The organism is Serratia sp. EC4 (assembly GCF_059652115.1).
Genome location: NZ_JBNIDE010000003.1, coordinates 307,683 through 328,311, shown reverse-complemented (window position 1 = coordinate 328,311; position 20,629 = coordinate 307,683). Strand labels below are relative to the sequence as shown.

The 20,629-nt window shown below is 51.4% G+C and carries 32 protein-coding genes; 21 read left to right on the top strand and 11 right to left on the bottom strand.

All coding sequences use genetic code 11. The features are described from left to right. Positions 1-206 precede the first annotated feature (206 nt). From ftnA to ACP39K_RS11785, 4 genes are all read left to right on the top strand, one after another. The gene (ftnA, locus tag ACP39K_RS11800; RefSeq protein ID WP_015377481.1) at positions 207-725 is read left to right on the top strand and encodes a non-heme ferritin; all 519 of its coding nucleotides are present in this window, start codon (positions 207-209) and stop codon (positions 723-725) included. 326 nt (positions 726-1,051) lie between these two features. After that, the gene (yobA, locus tag ACP39K_RS11795; RefSeq protein ID WP_033640665.1) at positions 1,052-1,435 is read left to right on the top strand and encodes a CopC domain-containing protein YobA; all 384 of its coding nucleotides are present in this window, start codon (positions 1,052-1,054) and stop codon (positions 1,433-1,435) included. Positions 1,436-1,437: 2 nt separating this feature from the next. Then, a complete protein-coding gene (copD, locus tag ACP39K_RS11790; RefSeq protein ID WP_244758097.1) occupies positions 1,438-2,319 on the top strand; it encodes a copper homeostasis membrane protein CopD in 882 nt (293 codons plus the stop codon). 69 nt (positions 2,320-2,388) lie between these two features. Further along, on the top strand, positions 2,389-2,730 hold the full coding sequence (locus ACP39K_RS11785) for a YebY family protein (protein ID WP_016928154.1): 342 nt from the start codon (positions 2,389-2,391) through the stop codon (positions 2,728-2,730). A gap of 316 nt (positions 2,731-3,046) precedes the next feature. Here the strand turns inward: ACP39K_RS11785 and ACP39K_RS11780 are convergent, their stop codons facing one another. The 9 genes from ACP39K_RS11780 to ACP39K_RS11740 all read right to left on the bottom strand — a co-directional run bounded on the left by ACP39K_RS11780 (position 3,047) and on the right by ACP39K_RS11740 (position 11,280). Further along, entirely contained in the window at positions 3,047-4,129 is a 1,083-nt protein-coding gene (locus tag ACP39K_RS11780; protein ID WP_103101180.1) for a tyrosine-type recombinase/integrase, read from the bottom strand. Beyond that, entirely contained in the window at positions 4,104-4,379 is a 276-nt protein-coding gene (locus ACP39K_RS11775; protein ID WP_015377485.1) for an excisionase, read from the bottom strand. Before ACP39K_RS11775 ends, ACP39K_RS11780 begins: the two co-directional genes overlap by 26 nt. Before the next feature lie 75 nt (positions 4,380-4,454). Next, positions 4,455-5,522, bottom strand: coding sequence for a RecT family recombinase (locus tag ACP39K_RS11770; protein WP_421131164.1), 1,068 nt, complete (start codon positions 5,520-5,522; stop codon positions 4,455-4,457). 14 nt (positions 5,523-5,536) lie between these two features. After that, positions 5,537-7,288, bottom strand: a complete 1,752-nt coding sequence (locus ACP39K_RS11765) for a RecE-related exodeoxyribonuclease (protein ID WP_497008523.1) — start codon at positions 7,286-7,288, stop codon at positions 5,537-5,539. 22 nt (positions 7,289-7,310) lie between these two features. Next, positions 7,311-8,183 carry a RecE family exodeoxyribonuclease gene (locus ACP39K_RS11760; protein WP_497008522.1) on the bottom strand — a complete coding sequence of 291 codons (873 nt, stop codon included), beginning with the start codon at positions 8,181-8,183 and terminating at the stop codon, positions 7,311-7,313. Between the two features lie 523 nt (positions 8,184-8,706). After that, a complete protein-coding gene (locus tag ACP39K_RS11755) occupies positions 8,707-9,015 on the bottom strand; it encodes a hypothetical protein (protein WP_154746943.1) in 309 nt (102 codons plus the stop codon). An 84-nt stretch (positions 9,016-9,099) separates the two neighbouring features. After that, positions 9,100-9,294 (bottom strand): hypothetical protein, encoded by a 195-nt coding sequence (locus ACP39K_RS11750; RefSeq protein ID WP_060437647.1) that lies wholly within the window; start codon positions 9,292-9,294, stop codon positions 9,100-9,102. A 556-nt stretch (positions 9,295-9,850) separates the two neighbouring features. Then, on the bottom strand, positions 9,851-10,777 hold the full coding sequence (locus ACP39K_RS11745; RefSeq protein ID WP_497008521.1) for a BstA C-terminal domain-containing protein: 927 nt from the start codon (positions 10,775-10,777) through the stop codon (positions 9,851-9,853). 119 nt (positions 10,778-10,896) lie between these two features. Next, on the bottom strand, positions 10,897-11,280 hold the full coding sequence (locus ACP39K_RS11740) for a helix-turn-helix domain-containing protein (RefSeq protein ID WP_497008576.1): 384 nt from the start codon (positions 11,278-11,280) through the stop codon (positions 10,897-10,899). A 103-nt stretch (positions 11,281-11,383) separates the two neighbouring features. On the opposite strand from ACP39K_RS11740, the gene ACP39K_RS11735 reads away from it, so the two are divergent. From ACP39K_RS11735 to ACP39K_RS11680, 12 genes are all read left to right on the top strand, one after another. After that, a complete protein-coding gene (locus ACP39K_RS11735) occupies positions 11,384-11,629 on the top strand; it encodes a transcriptional regulator (protein WP_041922220.1) in 246 nt (81 codons plus the stop codon). 11 nt (positions 11,630-11,640) lie between these two features. Continuing rightward, positions 11,641-12,102, top strand: a complete 462-nt coding sequence (locus tag ACP39K_RS11730) for a toxin YdaT family protein (protein WP_497008520.1) — start codon at positions 11,641-11,643, stop codon at positions 12,100-12,102. 14 nt (positions 12,103-12,116) lie between these two features. Continuing rightward, complete coding sequence (locus tag ACP39K_RS11725) at positions 12,117-12,353, top strand: hypothetical protein (RefSeq protein ID WP_497008519.1); 237 nt, start codon at positions 12,117-12,119, stop codon at positions 12,351-12,353. A gap of 63 nt (positions 12,354-12,416) precedes the next feature. Then, complete coding sequence (locus tag ACP39K_RS11720; protein WP_369605637.1) at positions 12,417-13,418, top strand: DnaT-like ssDNA-binding domain-containing protein; 1,002 nt, start codon at positions 12,417-12,419, stop codon at positions 13,416-13,418. After that, positions 13,327-13,905, top strand: coding sequence for a replication protein P (locus ACP39K_RS11715; protein ID WP_126181272.1), 579 nt, complete (start codon positions 13,327-13,329; stop codon positions 13,903-13,905). Before ACP39K_RS11720 ends, ACP39K_RS11715 begins: the two co-directional genes overlap by 92 nt. A gap of 14 nt (positions 13,906-13,919) precedes the next feature. Further along, positions 13,920-14,297: a hypothetical protein gene (locus tag ACP39K_RS11710; protein WP_261465352.1), complete on the top strand. Its 378-nt coding sequence runs from the start codon at positions 13,920-13,922 to the stop codon at positions 14,295-14,297. 129 nt (positions 14,298-14,426) lie between these two features. Then, on the top strand, positions 14,427-15,350 hold the full coding sequence (locus ACP39K_RS11705) for a site-specific integrase (RefSeq protein ID WP_369605638.1): 924 nt from the start codon (positions 14,427-14,429) through the stop codon (positions 15,348-15,350). A gap of 31 nt (positions 15,351-15,381) precedes the next feature. Next, entirely contained in the window at positions 15,382-15,726 is a 345-nt protein-coding gene (locus ACP39K_RS11700) for a hypothetical protein (protein ID WP_497008518.1), read from the top strand. 212 nt (positions 15,727-15,938) lie between these two features. Further along, positions 15,939-16,115 carry a hypothetical protein gene (locus ACP39K_RS11695; RefSeq protein WP_369605639.1) on the top strand — a complete coding sequence of 59 codons (177 nt, stop codon included), beginning with the start codon at positions 15,939-15,941 and terminating at the stop codon, positions 16,113-16,115. A gap of 59 nt (positions 16,116-16,174) precedes the next feature. Beyond that, positions 16,175-16,771, top strand: a complete 597-nt coding sequence (locus tag ACP39K_RS11690; protein ID WP_497008517.1) for a DUF1367 family protein — start codon at positions 16,175-16,177, stop codon at positions 16,769-16,771. Continuing rightward, positions 16,768-17,052: a DUF1364 domain-containing protein gene (locus ACP39K_RS11685; RefSeq protein WP_060443310.1), complete on the top strand. Its 285-nt coding sequence runs from the start codon at positions 16,768-16,770 to the stop codon at positions 17,050-17,052. The genes ACP39K_RS11690 and ACP39K_RS11685 overlap by 4 nt, the downstream gene beginning before the upstream one ends. Further along, positions 17,049-17,609: a DUF1133 family protein gene (locus ACP39K_RS11680; protein ID WP_497008516.1), complete on the top strand. Its 561-nt coding sequence runs from the start codon at positions 17,049-17,051 to the stop codon at positions 17,607-17,609. The genes ACP39K_RS11685 and ACP39K_RS11680 overlap by 4 nt, the downstream gene beginning before the upstream one ends. A gap of 107 nt (positions 17,610-17,716) precedes the next feature. Here ACP39K_RS11680 and ACP39K_RS11675 read toward each other — a convergent pair whose 3' ends face one another. After that, positions 17,717-17,980, bottom strand: coding sequence for a hypothetical protein (locus ACP39K_RS11675; protein WP_197809082.1), 264 nt, complete (start codon positions 17,978-17,980; stop codon positions 17,717-17,719). A gap of 273 nt (positions 17,981-18,253) precedes the next feature. Here ACP39K_RS11675 and ACP39K_RS11670 point away from each other — a divergent pair, with 273 nt between their 5' ends. From ACP39K_RS11670 to ACP39K_RS11650, 5 genes are all read left to right on the top strand, one after another. Beyond that, on the top strand, positions 18,254-18,481 hold the full coding sequence (locus ACP39K_RS11670; RefSeq protein WP_060424656.1) for an HP1 family phage holin: 228 nt from the start codon (positions 18,254-18,256) through the stop codon (positions 18,479-18,481). 4 nt (positions 18,482-18,485) lie between these two features. Next, on the top strand, positions 18,486-18,980 hold the full coding sequence (locus tag ACP39K_RS11665) for a lysozyme (RefSeq protein ID WP_497008515.1): 495 nt from the start codon (positions 18,486-18,488) through the stop codon (positions 18,978-18,980). Further along, the gene (locus ACP39K_RS11660; protein ID WP_497008514.1) at positions 18,977-19,363 is read left to right on the top strand and encodes a DUF2570 family protein; all 387 of its coding nucleotides are present in this window, start codon (positions 18,977-18,979) and stop codon (positions 19,361-19,363) included. Before ACP39K_RS11665 ends, ACP39K_RS11660 begins: the two co-directional genes overlap by 4 nt. Continuing rightward, the gene (lysC, locus tag ACP39K_RS11655) at positions 19,248-19,517 is read left to right on the top strand and encodes an Rz1-like lysis system protein LysC (protein ID WP_497008513.1); all 270 of its coding nucleotides are present in this window, start codon (positions 19,248-19,250) and stop codon (positions 19,515-19,517) included. Before ACP39K_RS11660 ends, lysC begins: the two co-directional genes overlap by 116 nt. Positions 19,518-19,581: 64 nt before the next feature. Continuing rightward, complete coding sequence (locus tag ACP39K_RS11650; protein WP_497008512.1) at positions 19,582-19,989, top strand: hypothetical protein; 408 nt, start codon at positions 19,582-19,584, stop codon at positions 19,987-19,989. Between the two features lie 314 nt (positions 19,990-20,303). On the opposite strand, the gene ACP39K_RS11645 is transcribed toward ACP39K_RS11650, so the two are convergent. Beyond that, the gene (locus ACP39K_RS11645) at positions 20,304-20,576 is read right to left on the bottom strand and encodes a hypothetical protein (RefSeq protein ID WP_497008511.1); all 273 of its coding nucleotides are present in this window, start codon (positions 20,574-20,576) and stop codon (positions 20,304-20,306) included. Between the last annotated feature and the right edge of the window lie 53 nt (positions 20,577-20,629).

The following is a 20,629-nucleotide window of genomic DNA, read 5'->3' as shown; positions in this document are numbered from 1 at the left end:
AGAATGATTCGCTTTTTGATTAAAATAAAAGATGAAAATAATTATCATGTGAATTCTCAATGTGAATGAAATATTTTAATTTGTTGATATTTATGGTTTTTATAATTAATGTGATTTGAGTGTAAATAAGGTGTTTTTATTTTTACGGCAGCAGGGCATAATGCGCGGAAATTAAATTCATGACCTGCAAAATAAAAGGAATCATTATGCTGACGCAAGAAATGACTCAAAAGCTGAATGAGCAACTGAATCTGGAGTTCTACTCCGCCAACCTGTATCTGCAGATGAGCGCATGGTGCAGCGATAAAGGCTTTGAAGGCGCCGCCGCATTTCTTAAGGAGCATTCTCAGGAAGAGATGCAGCATATGCAACGTTTGTTCGACTATCTGAGCGACACCGGCTCTCTGCCGCTGCTGGGCACCATCGCCGCGCCGCCGGTAGCGTTCGAATCGCTGGCGGACGTGTTCCAGCAGACCTACGAACACGAACAGCTGATCACTCGTCAGATCAACGAACTGGCGCACGCCGCCATGACCGCACACGATTACTCCACCTTCAACTTCCTGCAGTGGTACGTGGCGGAGCAGCATGAAGAAGAGAAACTGTTCAAATCCGTGCTGGACAAGCTGGCGCTGGTGGGCACCAGCGGCAAGGGCCTGTTCTTCATCGACAAAGATCTGAAGAAAATGGGCGCGATGGGCCAGGGCGGCAACGACCAGGCCTGATCTGCATCAGAACATCGAAAAAACCGCGCGCGGGCGAGCCTGACGCGCGGTTTTTTTTTACCCTGCGTTTATCGCGGTTATGCGGCGATACGTGCTGCCGGATCGCAAAATGCCAGTGATGCGCTCGACTTGCCGCAGCGTGGTCGTTATGATTTACCGCGATACGCTACAGGGATGGTAGAGTCAAAACAGCGGGTTAGCCGATACAACCCGTTTTTCTGTTTACCCGTGGCGCAATCATTGCGGTGGGTTGGGGCCGCTGATACATCGCCTTGGCTGTGGCCTTAACCCTTATGACCCTCTTTATATTGTTAAGGGATACCACTGTGATCGGTAAAATTCGTTCCTCCTGTCGCCTGCTTTCCACCGTTTTCGTTCTGTTCGTCGGCCTGTCTTCGCAGCAAGCGCTGGCGCACGCCCACCTGAAAGTGGAAACGCCGAAGGCCGACGCCAGCGTCAGCCCGGCGCCGAAGGCGCTGACCCTCAGCTTCTCCGAAGGCATCGAACCAAACTTCAGCGGCGTGAAAATCACCGGCCCGGACAACGCCGTGGTGAAAACCGGCAAGCTGCAGCTCGATCCGAACAACAACACCCAGGTCAACGTGCCGATCGAAAGCGAGCTGAGCGCGGGCAAATACAACGTCAGCTGGCATGTGGTGTCGGTCGACGGGCATAAAACCAAAGGCCAGTACAGCTTCACCGTAAACTGATCGTGACTCTGGCGACCCTGTTCGTTCTGTGTCGCTTGGTGCACTTTGCGGCGGTGATGCTGATGTTCGGCATCAGTCTGTTCACCGCCTTATTGTCACCGCAGCGCCTCTCCCCGATCCTCTCCCGCGATGTGCGTCCGCTGCTGCTTGCCGGCACCTGGATTGCCGGGCTTTCCGCCGTGGCGCTGCTGGCCATTCAGGCCGGGCAGATGGGCGACGGTTGGGAAGACGCCTGGCGGCTGGAGGTCTGGTGGGCGGTGCTCGGCACCACCTTCGGCGAAGTGTGGCGCTGGCATCTGGGCCTGTCGCTGCTGGCGATCCTGAGCCTGCTGCTGCCGGAACGGCCGCGCGCACAGGCGTTGGCGCTGTGCTCGGCGCTGTTGCTGGTGAGCCTGGCGTTTATCGGCCACGCGGCGATGCATGAAGGCGCGTTGGGCGCGCTGCACCGCGCCAACCATGCGGTGCACCTGCTGGCCGCCGGTTACTGGTTCGGCAGCCTGGCGCCGCTGCTGGTTTGCCTGCGTTACCTGCCTCCGCCGCAGTGGCGCAGCGACGCCATCACCACGCTGATCCGTTTCTCACGCTGGGGGCACCTGGCGGTGGCGGCGGTGATCGTCACCGGCATCGTCAACAACCTGATCATTCTCGGCGGTTGGCCGCTCAACCTCGGCTCGCCTTATCAGCGCCTGCTGCTGATCAAAACCGCGCTGGTGGCGCTGATGGTGATGGTGGCGCTGGCCAATCGCTACGCCATCGTGCCGGCGATGAGCCGCGTACCGGCGCTGGCGCAGCGCGGCGTGGTGCTGGCCTGCTGGCTCGAAGTCGGGTTGGGGATGGCGGTGCTGCTGCTGGTCAGTTTATTTGCAACCTATGCGCCGGTATGACATTTCAGCTTGCCGCAACCGGGCAAGCTGCGGGAAAATCGGCGCGAATAGCAACCTTAAGGCCATCACATGAAATCGGTATTACTCGGCATTACGCTGCTGGCAACCGCGACCGGCGCGCTGGCGGCAGACAAACTGGTGAACATCACCAAACTGGAGTACGGCAAACAGTGGGCGTTCACCAAGGAAGAAGTGACGCTGCAGTGCCGCAGCGGCGGCGCGCTGTTCGTGCTCAATAACAGCACCCTGATGCAATACCCGCTCAACGACGCGGCGGAGCAGCAGGTGAAGAAGGGCCATCAGCGCGCGCAGCCGCTGGACGTGATCCTGCTGGACGACCCTGCCGAACCGGGGAAAAAAATGAGCATGGCGCCGTTCATTGAACGCGCCGAGAAGCTGTGCGCTGACTAACCGCTTGTTTGCCAACGCCTTGCCCAGCGTGCGCAGATTGATGCGCATTTGCCGCATAGTTATTTCGTCACGAAACTATCACGCGGCCGCCGGGCGGCTGGCAAAACTGGCGCGGTAGGCTACTCTTAAAGTGCACGGCTGAACAAGCCCTGCATTAAATGCCAACTTTTAGCGCACGGCTCTCTCCCAAGAGCCATTTCCCTAGACCGAATATAGGAATCGTATTCGGTCTTTTTTTGAGTTGTTGATTTTAAAGGGTTTATTTTCGTTTGTCCGAAAATGTCCGAAATATGTCCGAATTTTGATATTCGGTCTTTTACAGCATCACGTACTCTTTCCCCCTCGTTTTAAGATATTTCAGCGTCATCATTTCCGTTGTATGCCCCAGCAGCTTTTGAGCAAATGCCTTGTCGTTCTGCTTTTCGTACAGGCGGCCGGACAGGCTTCGGATCTCGTGGAACGTCGGCGGGCTTTCCTGAAATTCCAAACCTGATGCTTTCCGCGCGGCGACAAATTTTTTCGTTAGCCCGTCGGGATGGATCGAACCATCTGGGCTATTTTTCCTGATGCCGGCGCTGATCATGAAGTCCGTCGTGCTGACCAATCGGCATCGGTCGATAACGGCGCCAAGCCGCAGGCCCATGCATTTCAGTTCAAGATCAAGGGGGAGGGAGAGCAAAGCCCCCGTTTTGCCTTGTTCAACTTGCAGGCGGCCGTCAACGATATGGCTAAAGCGCATTTGTGTCAGATCCTCGCGGCGCTGGCCGGAGACCAGAGCGAGATCCATCGCCAGGCAGAACCAAGGCGGCATTGTCTCCGCGGCCTCTCGAATCGGCCCGTATTGCTTCAGTTCCAGACGTTCGCGCATCACGACAGCTTTCGCCGCGCGGGTAGGGGTCACAGGGTTGTTTTCGATGTGACCTTCCACGATCGCCTCGCGGAAAATATCAGACAGCACCGATCGCATGGTTGCGGCCATTGTCTTTTTGTTCTGGGCGATCCAAAACTCGAGAAATTCGGCGATGTGGCGTGTCGTGATTTTTGTCAGCACCATGTCGCCCAGGCGTTCCCGGATAATGGCAATTTGGCCAGCGCGCACTTTGTATGTGTTCTCGGCCAGTTCTCGCCGCTTGAATAGGACATCATACCGATCGAGCCAGGCGTTCAGCGTGTATTCGTGGCTGCCCTTAATTTTCTCCAGGAGCAGAACGGGAGAGTAATTTTGTTCGATATAGTGGTTGGCTTCAATCGCCTGGGCGATGGCCTCGCGTCGCGAAATCTGACCGAGAGAGATCTCCTTTTTGGTGACTGGATTGCGCCAGTAGAACGCGTTCCGGTTTCGGCGGAATGTCAGGTTTTTCGGTAAGCGCATGTCATAACCCTCCCTTCGCCGTGCCATTGATCACTTTCTCCATGAACGCGAGCCTCGCGGGATTAGGGCTCTGCGCTTCCTTTATTTTTCTCCCCAGGTTGAAGTCCTTGGGGTTGATGTAAATAGTCCCTGGTGTCAGCCGGTACTGCTTGCCGTGCTTCTCCGCCGGCGGGTAGAAGTTTCCGTTGCGCGCCCAGCGCCAGAGCGTCTGGATGCTTGGTTTTTTATCGGTGTAGTTATCATCTCGCCATTCTTCGAGAGTCATCCATTTAGCCATTGGTCATGCCTCACTACTCAGCACAACCGGCCACAATATTAGCCGTGGCCGGCGTTGTGCGTTGATTTTCCAAAATCAGCCCTGAAACTCTGGGCGCATATCGTCGAGCGCAAGCTGGAAACGCTCCATGTCATCGGCGCTTAGATCTCGCTCTGACCGTCGCACCAGCGCCTCTACCGCGGCGAACTCTTCGGCGCTCCGACAGTCTTTCAGTTGGCTGCTGATGCTGCCGCATGCGGTGATCTGCCGGTGGCGCTTAATCACTTTGTTTTTCAACTCGGTGTAAGCGGCTATCCCCAGCTTTTGACGCAACTCTTCAACCTGTGCGCGAATATTTGAGGCTTGGTCTGTTGTTTCTGCCTGATCGATAGCTGTCCGAATACCGCTGGCAATATCATCCGTATCGACAGGCGGGGCGCTCTGCTGCACGGGTGCGGCGGCAGGTCCGTCCGCAAGCTGGCTCACACTGACGCGCGAGGCGCCGCGCTGCGGGTTAATTTCGCGTTCTTCCGTCTTTTCCAACTCGTCGATCGTGTAGACGCCGAGAATCACTTCCGGGCAGTACAGGCGCGCCCAGCGTTTCACTGCCAGATAGGCCAGTTGTTGGCGCGGATCATCAGCCCAGAGCGTAGAGTTGCGGGTGCGGGCCTGCGCCAGCATGAGCACTAACTCCCGCGGTTTATCCTCCCCCCTCAGCGTTGCCCAGACGCGGATCCCGATCCCTTCTTCATCAGCCAGGCGCCAGCCAGGAATGCGATACTCCCCTTTATCCCCTTTGCGAATATCAAATTTGCCGATCACCTTTTCCCACGGACCGAACCAGTCATAGTTGATGCGGTCGACCAGCGGCCCGCGGGTGGAAATCACCGCATTAACCAGTTGCGCCTCGTACCCGAGAACGCCGCTCACGATGAACGTTTTCTGAGCCACTGCGAAGGGATTCATTTGCCACTGGGCGGCCTGCATGGCGATCGCCATGCAGTCGGCCGGGTTCCCTCGTAGATGCGCGGGGATCGTCGCTGTGCCGCTCGCCATGACCTGCGCAAATTGGTTGATAGCAGTCAGGTATTGCGGGTTGAACAGCGCGATGTTTGAGTCGGTAACCGACGCCGTTTTTTCTTCAGGAATGCTGATATTGTTCATTAAGTTTTTGCCCCTTATGCAACGCGCAGCGATTCCATACGGCGCTTGTCATAGTCGTTTAAGTCGTCGACGATCTCTTCGGTGATCGGCGCCGGCCAGGTGTCGGTGTCGAATGCGTTTTTGATGTCGCGCAGCGCCTTTTTGTACTCAAGCCGGCCAAGCTCAAGCAGGTCAGGAGAAGCCTCGACGATAGCCACCCAGTGATAGCCCTCGTCTTTGTTGACGAAGATCCAGAAGAACTGGTCAAAGGCGGCGATGTCGCTATACATGGCAGCGCTGAGGTGGTAGTCCCGATCGATAATTTCGCGGTGCAGCTTGGCGCGCAGCGCATCTTGCTTCACGCGGCCCATGCTGACTGATTTCAAATCCACACCGACGCGCACGCTGTTAAGATCGATCTCAAGGTCAGGGCGGACGCGGACCTCGAGGCCGGTTTCCTCATCAAAGCCGAAATAACTTGCTTCAACCGAGCGATGCTCATGCTGTAGCAGCGGACCCGCTGAAGAATGAGTAAACAGCGCACGCTGAATGGCTTTGGCATGCTGCATTTGCTGCTGGGTGACCAACTGGCGACCGTCGTCGGAATTTTTCCAGGCATCGATCAGTTCGTCGGCAAAGATGGCTGTTGGCAGAATCGTTTTGATTCGCGCCGCCAAGTCTTCTTTGTTCCCGCTGACCGACAGCGGAGCTGGGATCGCGCGCTCTTTCTCAACAAACTCCGGATCGATGGCTGTCAGTTGTTCCAGCAGTGCGTCGCGGCCGCCGGCGGTTTTCAACGGCGCCGGTAGGGTGGCGTTGTACTTCTTGATGCACCCCTTCATCGCTGAAGCCGTAGGTTCGGCCGTTGCCAGGCTTTGAAACTCAACCGGGAGTGAAACATAAAATTGCGCGGTTTCTTCGTAATTGCCGCCCAACGCATACGACGCCGGGAGGGTGGCGTTATGCTTCTCGATCACGGCGCGCAGCGTATCGGCGTCGGTCTGTTTCGGCAGGCTGGCGTTGTGCTGTTCGATAAATGCGCGCATTGAGGCGGTATTCGTGAAAGCGCTGTCCGGGATAATCGGCTCTACGTTGAAATCTCGCACCAGATTCTCTGGCTCAAGCGCCAGCGTGTGCACCAGCGAACCGAACGTCAGCGCGTCGCTGCGTTCCCGGCCGATCGTTTTGATGACGTGGCGCCCGTGGTAATACATCAGGCTGATACGCGCGTCCTTCACCTGAGTGCTGCTGATGCCGTTCGCAGCGTGATAGGCTGTGTTTGAAATATCAGCGTAACGGCCTGGCTCGAAATACGCCTGTGCGCAATCTGCTGCTGGCTCACTTTCTTGCCGCTGCGCTACTTCCGCTTTTTCATCGTCGTTTGAGGCGTCTTTGCATGTCTGCTCTGGCGCCGGCTGCTGCTCGGTATCTTCGCTCAGTTCGCTATCAACCTGCACTGCAGCCAGCGGGGAGGCTTCGAAAAGACTGGACGCATCGAAGTGGCCACCGCCTAAGCTGACAAGCTCTGGCTCTGGCTCTGGCTCTGGCTCTGGCTCTGGCTCTGGCTCTGGCTCTGGCTCTGGCTCTGGCTCTGGCTCTGCAACCAAATGCACGGCATCCGGCGCGGCGCCGAATTCATAGACGCCATGCTCAGACAAATATTTCTCAATCCAGCTGCGGAGTGTGGCGGGGAAGTGGTAAATATCAGACGATGGAACGTTGCGGACCACGCCGAAAATTGTCTCACGGCTGTATTTTAGGATGTTCGGGGCTGCGTGCAGCGCCATTGACCATCGCTTAAAGTCTTCGTCATCGTTTTTTTATTTTTTTCTGCGCCCAGCGATCGATCTCACCGGCGATATTTTGGCAGTCGACATCACCGACCCACAGCGCGCAGGCGATCTCACGGTCGAGGGCGTCATGCGTTTGGGTATAGCCGCGCTTATGTACGGTTTTCGTCGTTTCTGCTTCCGGTTCCTGGGCCGGTTTCAGCAGCTGCTCAACGTATTTGCGGATATTGATGAAAGTCGATTCAGGATCGGTTTCTTCATAGCGACGCGCGACCCCGGCAACGAAAGCCGCGAAGCGTTCGGGATCCATGCAGGAAACGGCAGGCAGACGTAGAGCCTGCAGCATATCGGCGATATAAGCGGATTCGCCGCTCAATGCGGTGTTTATGACATTGGTCATCTGCGATTTACTCAGCACGGTATCGATCACCTCGAAGCCGTGCAGGATGACGGCGACAGCCCGCGTGTCAGCGCTCATTTTTGCGAAGTACGCTCGCGGCTCTTGCCCGTGAGCTGGATCCCCGCCGTCATTGGTCGTCTGGTCTAACTGTGGCTTTTGGCTGCTGCTGGTTTCTGATGCACCAGCATCACCTGCAGGTTTATGCGGCTCGCGCTCAGCCGCAGGGATGACCTGCCACGACAGGTTATCGTCCAGTTTGTAGCGCAGGCACCAGGTATCACAGAACGCCGCTTCTGGCGGCAGATCGTCAACAACGGGGTAATTGGTGCGCACCGGCTTGAAGTAAGCGGATTGATCCAGCTCGGCGTCCTCGATGTGGTTTTCGAGGTCTCGCTTTGCCCGCGCATCGTTCTTTGCTTCAAACCAGATGAAAAGCGAGGGTTTCCCTGACTTTTGCTTTGCCTTTAAGTGATAGGCGTAGACGTTTTGCATTGTGCAATTCTCCTGAGTTTTAGGTAGAATGCAGGCCGATCGGTGCTGCATCCTCGATGTGGTCATTGGTCATGCCTCGGCTGTTAGGGTTGGTCCCCTGGCAGCCCGTCACCGGGACGTTAAGCCGGTAGACTGGCCCGCCTTGCGCGGGCCTTTTTACTTTTAATCGCAATAACTCATTCGGCAGTGCGGACAATCGATAATGTGGGTGCTCGCTGCCTTTTCTACGGAAATTCCGGAAACAAAGTCGCTGTATTTATTCTCAACTGGAACATAAACATCCTTATTGCAACGGTAACAAATCCCGTCAATTGGCGAGAAATTCGGAAGACGGTTGTCATTGCAATATTGGCTCTGGGCCTCAATTGCTAATTCCGTGTTGAAAGTTTGCATTATATAAACCCTCTCTTTGTTGATATTGAAATACGCCCTGCGAGTTGACGCCCCGGGAGGGAAACGCATGACGCATTTCAATATTTGAAAAAGCCCCGCCATCGCTGGCGGGGAAGACTACACACAGCAATTAGTGGGTTGTGCGTTCTGCTGAGCCGCCAAGCATTGCCATCATGAAGGCCAAAAGCATTTCTTTCTTGTCGTCGCTGGTAATTAAATGCCCGTCAGTAATATTGTTTGCTTTGCGGTAAATTTCTTTTACTGCGCAGTCAGGGCAATCAAATTCACCGAGATCGGTTCCGTCTGCTAAAACTGCACCAACAGGTAATTCTTCGTTTTTGGTCTTGGCGATATATCCAATGACATTGTCGTTTTCAGATACGGAATGAATACCTGCGTGGATTTTTTCACAAACTAAAGTTGCGCTAGTTACTTTCATGGTCATGCCTCATTTGATTAAAGTGCGTGTTTGGTTCTACCCATTAATTCGGGCATTTTTTTCACTGCTGTTTCAGGTGGTGCTTTAGTGCGTGCCTGCTGGCTCGAATTCCGGCGGAATCCGTAGAGATTCAAAAGGGCGCTTGATGGCCCGTAGATTGCCGACCGGTTCGAACCGGTAGCGGCCGCGGATGTAATCGAACGATGCTACCCACGGCGCGCCGGTGCGCGAGTTACGGAGGCTGACGGCCTTACCGCTGTTTGGGACGATCTTGCTCATTGCCATGCCCCTTTAAAAATCAGTGCAGCTACGATGACTCCCGTCCAGAACAGGCCGCAGGTGCCGACGACAATTACAATCCAGAAACCTCTGTCGCTCATGATTGCCTCGGTGGCGCCCCGTAGGGCGCGGTGAGTGTTACTGGAGAGCTGCGTTAAATTCTGCTTCTGACATGGCCTCTTCGCCTTCCGCCAGACTGTCGAAATACTCTTCGTATGATGTGAACATCGTGTTGCCCTCTGCTGTGTGGTCTGTTGGTCATGCCTCGGTGCTGTCTTTCCAGCTGTCAGAACGTTTTTCACCTGCTGCGTTAGCGAATCATCCCGGTCTTCGTGCGCCCCGGGCGGCTACTTCGTGGGCTTCCTGCCTGTTCGCTGCTGCTTGATGTAATTTATTAAGCCAAAGACTTAGAATTATGTCAAGCTTATGGCTTAATAAATATTTAAGCCATAGGCTTATGGTGACCAGTTAAGTAGTGGGGTTGGTGAAAGGCGCAAAAAAACCGGCTCGCGGCCGGTTTGGTAGGCGTATAACGCCTTTGCACGGTCAGTCAGAATTACTTTTTAGGCAACTCTGGTCTCTTGACCTGACTTAATAACTTAGCAACATCAACCTGCGGGATCTCACCCGCCTTGGCTTTAGACGTTATGTAGGCAGGAAACTTTGTTGGGAGGTAAGATTGCTGCATCCATCTTCTGAACTCACCCAGTGCATCATCAGGGTAGACCCATGCGTCTATGGCACCTGCTCTGCTCTGGGGAAACCACTCGGGATAGACATGGGGATGCTTTGTTCTTTGGCCAAAACGAGCATCAAGGTTAGAACTGGTCCAATGCTTGCCCCAGGTAATACCAACGCTGATATCCGGCACGGAAGCTGGACCAAAATTGAAACCGCCGTTGATCATTTTTAGTGTAATATCAGCCATTTCACTGAATACTGAAAAATAGCCAAATGGAATTTGAGAGTTTAGCTGTAGGCGCTCATGGAAGCATTGCCAAGCTCCACGCTGCGGGTTTTCAGGATCAATCCCTACACTTAAGAAAATGAATCTTCTTAAGGTATTTTCCGCGAGAGCTCTAAAATTCTTTAATGCAATGCTGCTGTCAAACTGACCGCCCGCGGCGGCATCGAAGGCATAGTATTCAAGGATAGCCATGCAAACATTGTCGGGATATGCATGTGTTTCCGTACCTTGATTAGTAATCGTGGTGTAGAGCTTGGTTAATCGGAGGCCCTTAGACTGGAGAATCGCATCAATCTTTTTACCACGTGGTTTTGTGCGTTCTTCAAGCCAATTTGTAGTAAGGCGAACCATTGTACCGGAATCAACGCCACAAAGCCGAGAAAGGCCGCGCATCGTAAGATACGGGGTTCCATCGTTCAGAACGCCCATCTGAATTCCGTCAACTTCGATCTCCCTAACCGGGAAAAGATCTAGGTTTTGCTGCTGTCCAGAAGAAGGTAAATTAGGTGTATCCATTTGATATTCCTTGCTTTATAGGTGCTGCCCTAAAGGTTTCAGCTTTTCCCTGCAAAGGTTTTGCTCACCAATCTATGCTGGCTTCAGGCTGTGTGATTGTTTGGCAAATGCCATAAATTTTATTCTGTCGGTTTATACCGACCGCGGAGGTACTTCTCAACGTAATCATCGATCTCTTTTAGTCGAGCACTGAATACAGCCATCATATTTTTTTGTTCTACTTCAGGTAACTGCCTGTATAGCTTCAGCAACTCCATTTCATCTTGGTTCAGTCCGCTGCTTTCTTCGACATTATCACCAAGTAACCATGCGACTGATACGCCAGTAGCTTCTGCAATTGCTATGGCAGATTTCTTGCTGATAACCCCTTTTTTAAACCAACCATTAACTGACTGAGGAGTGACGTCAGCTATCCTGGCCATCTCTGACTTAGAGAAGCCCCGTTTGGTGAGTTCTGTAAGGCGCTCAAACAAGGTTGAGTCAGCGAAATTTTTTTCTTTCATTGCAGCATGATAAGCCTTTTGCTTAAACAATTGAATCAGCCAAAGGCTTGGCTTGTTATTAAGTCTTTGGCTTAATCTTCTCACTTCTAGACCGGAGAAAATTATGAGTGGTTTAACTAAAGCAATTCAGATAGCGGGAACAGCATCCAACCTGGCTGCTCTATTAGGCATTAAGCCTATGTCAGTTAGCCGTTGGAAAACTCGTTACAAAGGGGCAGTACCTGCTGATCGTGTACTGCAAATTTATAACGTAACAGGTGTCACCCCCCACGAGTTAAGGCCCGACCTTTACCCCAACCCAACGGACGGTTTACCGCCAGAACAGCAGGATACCAAGCCTGCAGCCTAAGGACATGATTTATGGAAATCAAACACGAGCAGATCCGCGACGCGCTGCGTGGATGGGCCACGGAGGCCACTCAGCGCACGGTCGCGGCAGAAATTACCCGCGCTTACTTCAAGTTGGAGATGCAGGCGCCGCAACTGGCGCAGATCGAACGCACCGACGGCAGCGTTGATGATGCTGCATGGCACAACAACAAGCAGCAGATCTTTCGCTGGCTCGACAGCGATAGTGCTGGCGCCCGCCAGAAAATTCAGGAACTGCAGCCGGCAATCCTTGCTGCGTTGCCGGCGGTGCTACGCGCCCGGTTGGTGGCGGGGAACAGCATCGAATACCTGGCAATCCGCGCGCTGAAGGAACACCAGGAGGCGATCGCCGCCGCGCTGCTGCACGCATCACCGGCGGATTTTGAAAGAGAGTGCGACGAGGCAGAGCGCAGCTTCTACGAGCTGCGGCGGGCCTATAGCGCACTGCATTAACCGAGGCATGACCAATGACCATTAATTACGACGATTTCCTGCAGAAGCAGATCACCGCGCAGCTGCGCGAGGCACGGTTCGACGAGGCGGTCGCCACGACGTCGGCGGCGGCTGCCGTACAGCACCAGCGCCACAACCCGAACATGAAACTGCCCGACCTGTTGGTCTGGGCGCGAAGTTTTGCAAAGCACTGCCAGCGTTTGAAAGGGAAGCCAGCGCCGCAGGGAGCACGCGCGACGGCGCGAAACTGACCTTTTAAGAAACGCAAACCGTAACGCTGTCGGCGTTACAGATTACAGAAAGTTGAGGCACATATGGCGGCAAGTTGGATCAAGGTTGAAGTAATAACCCCGGATAAACCGGAGGTGTTCCAGCTGTCGGAAATCCTGAATCTGGACCCGGACGCCGTGTTAGGCAAGTTGGTCAGATTATGGGCGTGGGCCGATCAACAGACCATTGACGGTAACGCAAAGTGTAACGCTGCGAGCGTTACAAAAAATGCAGTTGATCGGATCACTTTCGTTTCCGGTTTTGCAGATGCGCTGATCAGCGTTGGTTGGCTGGCGCTCGATGGGGAGACGTTGGTTTTTCCGAACTTTGAAAGGCATAACGGGAATTCATCGAAAAAACGAGCACTTACGAATAATCGCGTAGCAAATTCTAGGAAAGTGAAACGCGGGAGTAACGCAAAAGGTAACGCAAACAGTAACGCTGCGAGCGTTACAGATGCGTATCAAAAAGCGTTACCAGAAGTAGAGGAAGAAGAAGATCTAAAAGATAAACCCCTCTCTCTATCGGGAGCGGGCGAAATTTCACCAGATGGACAGGGATCACCGCCGACACACTGGGAAGACCAAGACGACGAGAACCCATGCGGAAAATTTCCGATGAGCGCCAACTGGGCGCCGACGGTTGATTTCCAGCGATTGGCGGCGTTGTGGGGCCGTATTATCGACGGCCCGGCGCCGGGATATACCCTACAGGAACTGGCGAGCTTCCAGGCGTACTGGAAAGCCGAAGGCAGGGTATTTAACCAGACGCAGTGGGAGCAGAAATTCGCCGACAGCGTGCTCTACGAGCGCCAGGCGGCGGTCAAACGAAAGCAGCATGCAGGAGGTTCAAATGCGACCAGATACACCGCAGCAGTCGCTACCGCTCAGCAGCAGGTCAGGGCCGCACGAAATGCAGAACGGGAGCGACAGGGCTTGGCTCCTCTGGGAGACGATGGCGGGGATCTACGCCAACCGCTGGGTGACCAAGAACGGGGTGGCGCCCTCCACGATCTGGGGCCAGACGATTTCGAAATTCTCAGATGACCAATTGGCCTACGCCGCGCGCCGGTGCATGGAGCGTTGCAGCGCCGGTAACCACTGGCCGCCTGACCTTGCGGAATTTACTGCGATCGTCGGCGAGTGCACGGCCAACCCGTTCGGCTTGTCGGCGGACGACGTCATGACCGAATACCGGCGTTGGCGCAACGAATCTTGGCGTTTCGACGGCGCAGATAGTTTCGACTGGCGCCACCCGGTGCTGTTCCAGATTTGCCCGGAGCTCCGTCGCGCCGGCGTAGAACGCAAGCTGGGACACAACGAACTCGCCGCACTGGCCGGCCGGCTGCTGGCGAAGTGGGCAAAGCAGGTGGAAATGGGATTCTCCATCCCGCCAGTGCGAAAAACGAAAGCACTGGAGAACAGGCCGCCGGGCGACGCACAAGTCGCTGACACGGACGGCCGCTATCAGCGAAAGGGCATGGAAATGCTGGCACGGATCCGCGCCAGCATGGGTAACAACAACGTGAAATAACCGAGGCATGACCAATGACCAGAATCACTACACGGCAGTTTGTCGAACTTATCCAGGGCAAAAATCTCTCGACTGCAGAGATCAGCGCCCTAACGCATGAAAAACACCCAGGGAACAGCATGACACGATCGCAGATCTGCATTCGGCTGAAATCGATGCTCCGGTCGCCGAACGTGAACATGATCCGGACCGGGCAGGGGAACAAGGCGCGCTATCACCTGATAGGCGTGAATGAGCGTTTCTACGAACTGGGTGAAGTTAATTTCCGGCCAGCAGGGAAGAAAACCAGGCCGGACAAAACGCTGTGGCATTTCAACCCAATAGAGCTACGGTTTTGCCATATACACAAAATGTTTGATCAGGCGCTGGCAGGCTTACTAAGGAAAAGCTAGAATACCTACAAAAGTATTTATAAGAATCATTGTTAGGCAGCTATGTTTCGTCTGAATAATGCGGTATTGATAGCACAAATGGCTTAATGTGATGCTTGATAGTTGACTTGAATTTTCTAGGAATTAATCATGAGTAAGGTAGAAGAAAAAAATCCCTCAACACAAAAAATCATTGCTAGTGATTCAGTAGAATTTGACGAAGATGAAAAAGCTTGTGGTGTAATTATGCCTATAGCAAACACCGATGGATATCCTTTAGGTCATTGGGATGAAGTAAAAGAGATAATATATGATGCCGCAAAGCTAGCTGGCTATACACCAAAGTTAGTTAGTTTTGATAATGATGTTGGCGTAATTCAGAAAAGAATAGTTCAGAATATATACTTGAATCCAATAGTTGTTTGTGATATCAGCAGCCGCAATGCAAATGTAATGTTTGAATTAGGAATGCGATTGGCATTTGATAAGCCAACAATTATCATAAAAGATGACTTAACTCCTTATTCGTTTGATATATCACCGATAGAACATCTTGAATACCCACACGATCTTAGATTTCAGAAAATAAACGCATTCAAAGAAAAGTTAAAAAATAAAATCTCTGATACAATGGATAAATATAGAAAGGATCCAGAAAACTTCACAACTTTCCTAAAGCATTATGGGACTTTTAAAGTTGCTAAACTGGACGAGAAAGAAGTTGGAGCTAATGAGTTAGCTTTGTATGAGTTAAAGGATTCAATAAAATCCCTTTCAAAAATGCTTTCTGCTCAAATAAATTTACCTCCAAAGGCTATTAGTAGCTGGTATAAGAAAAATCAATATATTGAGAGTGATGATTATTTTAAATTCGAAATTTCACTCCCAGAGGAAATTACTTTTGAAGAAAGAAATTCACTCCTCCAGAGCCTTAAGGCGGCAGGTGTTCCAGTAAGTCAAATGAGAACTCGTTCCGGTGTGACGACTTTATATCTTCATGAGCCAATGAGACCAGAGTATGTTGATAAGATTCAAGATGCTCTCGATAATCTGGATGAAAATAGAAGGTTTTAGTTATTTACAAATAAATAAAAGTGAATGAGATATGTATATAGATGTTTTGAGATTTCTAGCAAGTGATAATGGCGTAAAACATGTGGATTGTAGTGTCAAGAGTAAAAATGGTAAAGCTATAGATCTAGATAATACATTAGGTGTAATTAGAGCCCTCAGTGGAAAGATTAAAAACGGGGATCCTGATACCTTAACTAAGCCTCAGCGATTTTATTATGATAAATATATTGAGGATCTGATTGTTCGAGTACATTGTGAAGGTAATTATTCTGATGGTGAATGTGAATCTGGTAACTATGTTGACCCAGATAGCTTATTAATTTCCTATCAAGATGAGGACTTTCGTTGTAGTTCTTGTAGGACAAACGCAGAATAATTGAAGTGGTTTTTATATTTTTGATAGCGTTATGAGATAGAGTAGTACTAGAAAATTCTCTTGTTTGGCTTAAAAATAGCTCCGTATCTATCCGATCGCTTTGAGAGGTTATGTTTAGCAATATTACGCATAAAATACTGTTTATTCATACAGTATTTTGATGTAATAATTGTTGAGCGATGTAAATCCGAGGATGGCCGGAGAAGAAAATAATGATTGAAAAACAAAATGTTGCTAAGTTTTTTCCCGAAAATGGAAGAGTGTTAGTATACATGTCTTACGGAGCGATAACTGCGGTTTTACCGCTAAAGGAGAGCCAGATCGTCGCCGATACTGAGCTCATGATTGTGCTGCTCCGACGTATGGGCTACGACGTCCGGAGAAAGTGATATAATCCTCTCATCAGCCTGAACAGCTGATCACCTGCTGCGCCACCACGGAGACGAAAATGGCGCAGTATTCGTTTTACAAATCCCAAGGCGGGATCCTCGTGCCGGCAACGCCCGACACGGTCGATTTCGTCACGAACAAACTAAAGCTGGGGGCGGTTGTCACTGGCGAGTTTAGGCGCGCCCGGAATCCCGGACTGCACCGCAAATTTTTCTCACTCCTGAATCTCGGTTTTGAATACTGGACCCCGACTGGCGGCGCAGTATCAACGTTTGAGCGCCAATTTCTCCGCGGGTATATCAATCGCCTGGCGCGCCATGTTGACGATGCTGGCGTGTTCTATGCGCTGGCGGACGAATACCTGCAGCTGGTGGCCGAGAAGCGCGCCGAACGGCTGACGATTGCAAAATCCTTCCACGCTTTCCGCCGATGGGTAACCGTTGAAGCGGGGCATTATGACCTTTTTGAACTCCCCGATGGTTCGACCCTGCGCGAGCCGCGATCGATCTCATTCGCAAAAATGGACGACCTCGAATTTAACGACCTGTACCAGGCAGCGCTTAACGTGCTGTGGACCTTCATCTTAAACAAATCCTTCCCAACCATCGCCGAGGCAGAGAACGCCGCGGCTCAGCTTCTGGATTATGCAGCATGAGCAAACTGACAGACGAGGCCCGCGGCCGTGATTGCCAAATCAGGATCCCCGGCATCTGTAACCGAAACCCAGAAACAACCGTCGCCGCACATTATCGGCTGGCCGGCACCTGCGGCACGGCAATAAAGCCAGACGACACACAGGCAGCGTGGGCCTGCAGCGCTTGCCACGATGAAGTAGACCGACGCACGCGCCTTATCGACGCCAACGACGCCCGACTGATGCACGCCGAAGGTGTCATGCGCACGCAAGAAATTTTGAGAAAGGAAGGAAAGCTATGATCTACCCTGACAACATCGGTAAAGGCGACGGCAAAGAGCTGCATTTGCGTGCACTGGAGCGCGTTTGGATACAGGGGCGGCTGAAAATGTGGGGCCGGTGGTCAGGGATGGAAAGTTTCGGCAGGGCCGGCAACATGTTCAACCGACTACTGACGAGCAACAAGGTGACAAAAGCGGCGATCACCCAGGCGCTCAATCAATTGAAAAAAGCGGGATGTGAGCAGGAAGAATTACGCCAGTACCTGCTCGACATTCTGGAGGGAAAACAGAAAAGCAGCCTGGCATTTTGCACTGATTCGGAGGCGGCGATTATGGATCGGGTGATCGGGGCCGTTCTGCTGGATTACCCAGGACTGAAATTTATCATTCAGCAGCGCTATATCGGGAAAGGAAAAAGCCTGAAGGAGATTGCCGCAGAGCTGCATGATTATCGCCCTGATTGGTGCATGCGCACCTGCGAGACGCGCGTCGCGGTGTGGGTGAAAACGGCGGAATTCATGCTTTACCGTCCGATGAGTGACGCATTTGAGTTGAATAGCGAGCGATTTTGGCGTTGACTTTGCGCGAAAAATGATTAAATTGGAGTAAGCTTCGCGAAGTTGTACCCGCAGCGACCAATTAAAAAGAAACCCGCCTTTGAGCGGGTTTTTTATTGCCGGTAATTTTACATTGGGTCGAGTACTGATTCAAATTTACCCGGAATATGTGATTCCATTAAGTTGTCATGATTACATATTTCATTGAGTGTTTTTCGGACTCTGTTATAAAGTTCTACGCTTGTTGTCTCATAAGATGAGGACAGAATTGCGTGATCAAAAATTTCCGCACGGGCAGGCTCATGTACATGAACAGTAATGCCAGCGCTAGCAAATTTAGCTGAGTGTTTTTTAAAAGTATTCAAAGGTGCGACAACAGCATAATTACTCATCGAATTGTTCCTTTTCAAATTATACAACATGCAACTAGATTGAGTGTCAGATGGGATTTTACACCAATTAATTAATGTCGGCTAATTAGATTTTTATCATCACTATGTTCTTAGTTTAATAATGGCTGGCATTGCTGCTTTTAGAATTGCAAACCTTATCAGATTAATACTTAAGTTCAAAATATCATCAGTCGATATTTAACTACCGCGTAGCATAATATTTTATGATTCTTTTAAACCCGTTACTGGGAGTCACCATGTAAGGGGGAGGTTATGAAAATGGACAAATACAGCTCTCAGCTCTCGTACTGGGTTGCTTCACTGTTGGCCGCAGCTGGCGCCATGACATTGCAAGATTGGGCTGTATTAGTGGGGATCCTCGTTGCTGTTTTTACTGCGGGGGTGAACTGGTATTACAAACGCAAATTGGTTAACAAACTCACAGCCGTCGGTTATGACAAAGAGCGAGCAAAAGCAGCCTATAAAGCGATGAGCGAGTGATGCCATGAACTCACAATTGAGAAATAAAATCGTCGCTGCCATAACCGGTGGCGGCGGAGCGATTGCGATCGCCACTGCAATGCTCGGCGGCCACGATGGGTTAGAGGGCCGGCGGTATGTGGCCTATCGCGACGTTGTCGGCGTTCTGACGGTCTGCGATGGACATACCGGCGCCGATATTATCCTCGGCAAGCGATACAGCGACGCAGAATGCGATGCGCTGTTGAAATCTGACCTGCAGAAAGTCGCACGGATTGTCGATCCCGAGATCAAGGTGAAAACCACGGAAACCCAGCGCGCCGCTATTTACTCGTTTTCGTACAACGTCGGCCCGTATGCGTTTATCGGTTCTACGATGCTGGAAAAATTGAATGCCGGCGACCCGGCCGGCGCGTGCGGTGAACTGAAGCGCTGGAAGTATGCCGGCGGCAAAGAGTGGAAAGGGCTGATTACCCGGCGTGAAGTCGAAAACACCGTCTGCACATGGAGCCAATCATGAAGGGCTGGATGAGCAAGATCGCCGGCGGCAGCCTGGCGCTTCTTTTGCTGGTGACTATCTGCCTTGGCGGTTACAGCTCGCTGTTATCTCACCGGTTGCAGTTGGCACGCCAACAGGGCGCAGAACAGCAGAAGGCACTGGCACAACAGGCCGGGCTGATAGCCACGCTGCAGACGCAAGATGCGCAGAATCGCGCGCTGATGGCGGCGCAGCAACAACGCGAGCAGCAGCTGCGCCAGCAGCACGACACCTCCCAAAGGAAATACCGTGAAGCGATTAAAAACGATCCCTGCGCTGGTCAGCCTCTGCCTGCCGCTGTGCTTGAGCTCTTGCGCCCGGCCACCGGCACAGCCCCCGGCGCCGTTAATCCTCCTTCCCCCTGAATCCGTATTCACTCTATGTGAGCAGCCAGAAATGGATGGCGACACATGGGGCGACGCAGTGAGCTACACACTGGCACTACAAACAGCGCTCCGCATCTGTGCCGGACAAGTGGCATCATTGAACCAATGGCGAACTTTACGATTACAGTTATAATTTTGTGCTTAGTGGTAAATTTGAGATTGTTGAGACATAATATCCTTTCATCTTTGGAGGGAATATGAGAACTGATTTGGACTACCTAAAAGGTATGGTTTCTGTTTTTTTAGATGCTGAAACTACTTTTATATCAACAATGGATCTCGGCAAATTTGGGTATGATATTGGTTCAGAGAAAGGAATGTTCCATTACATGCAATTGATTGACCAGGGTTTTGTAAGTAATCAAGCTATGGTTACTCATGATGTTAAAAAGCTTGGATACATACAGTATTTAGATAGGTTAGCACCCTATGACGTAGACATTCGACTAACTAGTGCGGGTCTTGATTTTTCGACCGCTTTAGAAAGTGAAACTGTATTCGAAAAGTTAAAAGAAATTAGTAACGAGCCTTTAACAGTTATCAAAGATGTAGGTGTCGAATTATTAAAATCTTACGCAAAGAAAAAATTCGGATTAACAGATTGATATCGATAGGTCTGGACTTGTTATGTATCGGTCTATAAATTGTAAAGCACAGCAGTGAGAAATTAAAAAACCCACCGCGGTGGGTTTTTTATTGCCTATCACTAAGCCCTGCGGAACTGACGGTGTAACTAGGTATGCGAGCCTATCATAGTTAATGATTCAGGTCGCCGCCATCCTCCCGATCTACCATGCCCTAGCTGTTGATTTTGAGCAAACTTATGATGTCCCGTGAGTTATGGACGAACACATCAGAAATGTCAGACATGGCAGTAGGAACGCTGCGAAAGCCTGAGAGGCGATAATCGCATAACAGGCTAATTAATTAGATCATTTCTGAAATCAAAGGCTGTTAAATCCTCAGCCTTAGAATAGTTGGCAATTTTCCCATATGCAGCAATTCTGGGTTTGTCAAGTAATACGTAGCCATGAACCTCAGATGAACAAGCGTATTCATTACCATCGGCATCTATGATCGTGTTGTTTGTGAAGGTGGTGGGTGATAGGTAGGTTTTATCCTTGTTAAGGATATAAAAATCTGTACCTGTATACCTTTCCATTATTTCTTCATATAACTCTTTGTAAGTCATGTTTAACTCGATTAGCTGTTTTAATATTGAAGTAATATATTAGCACAAACCCA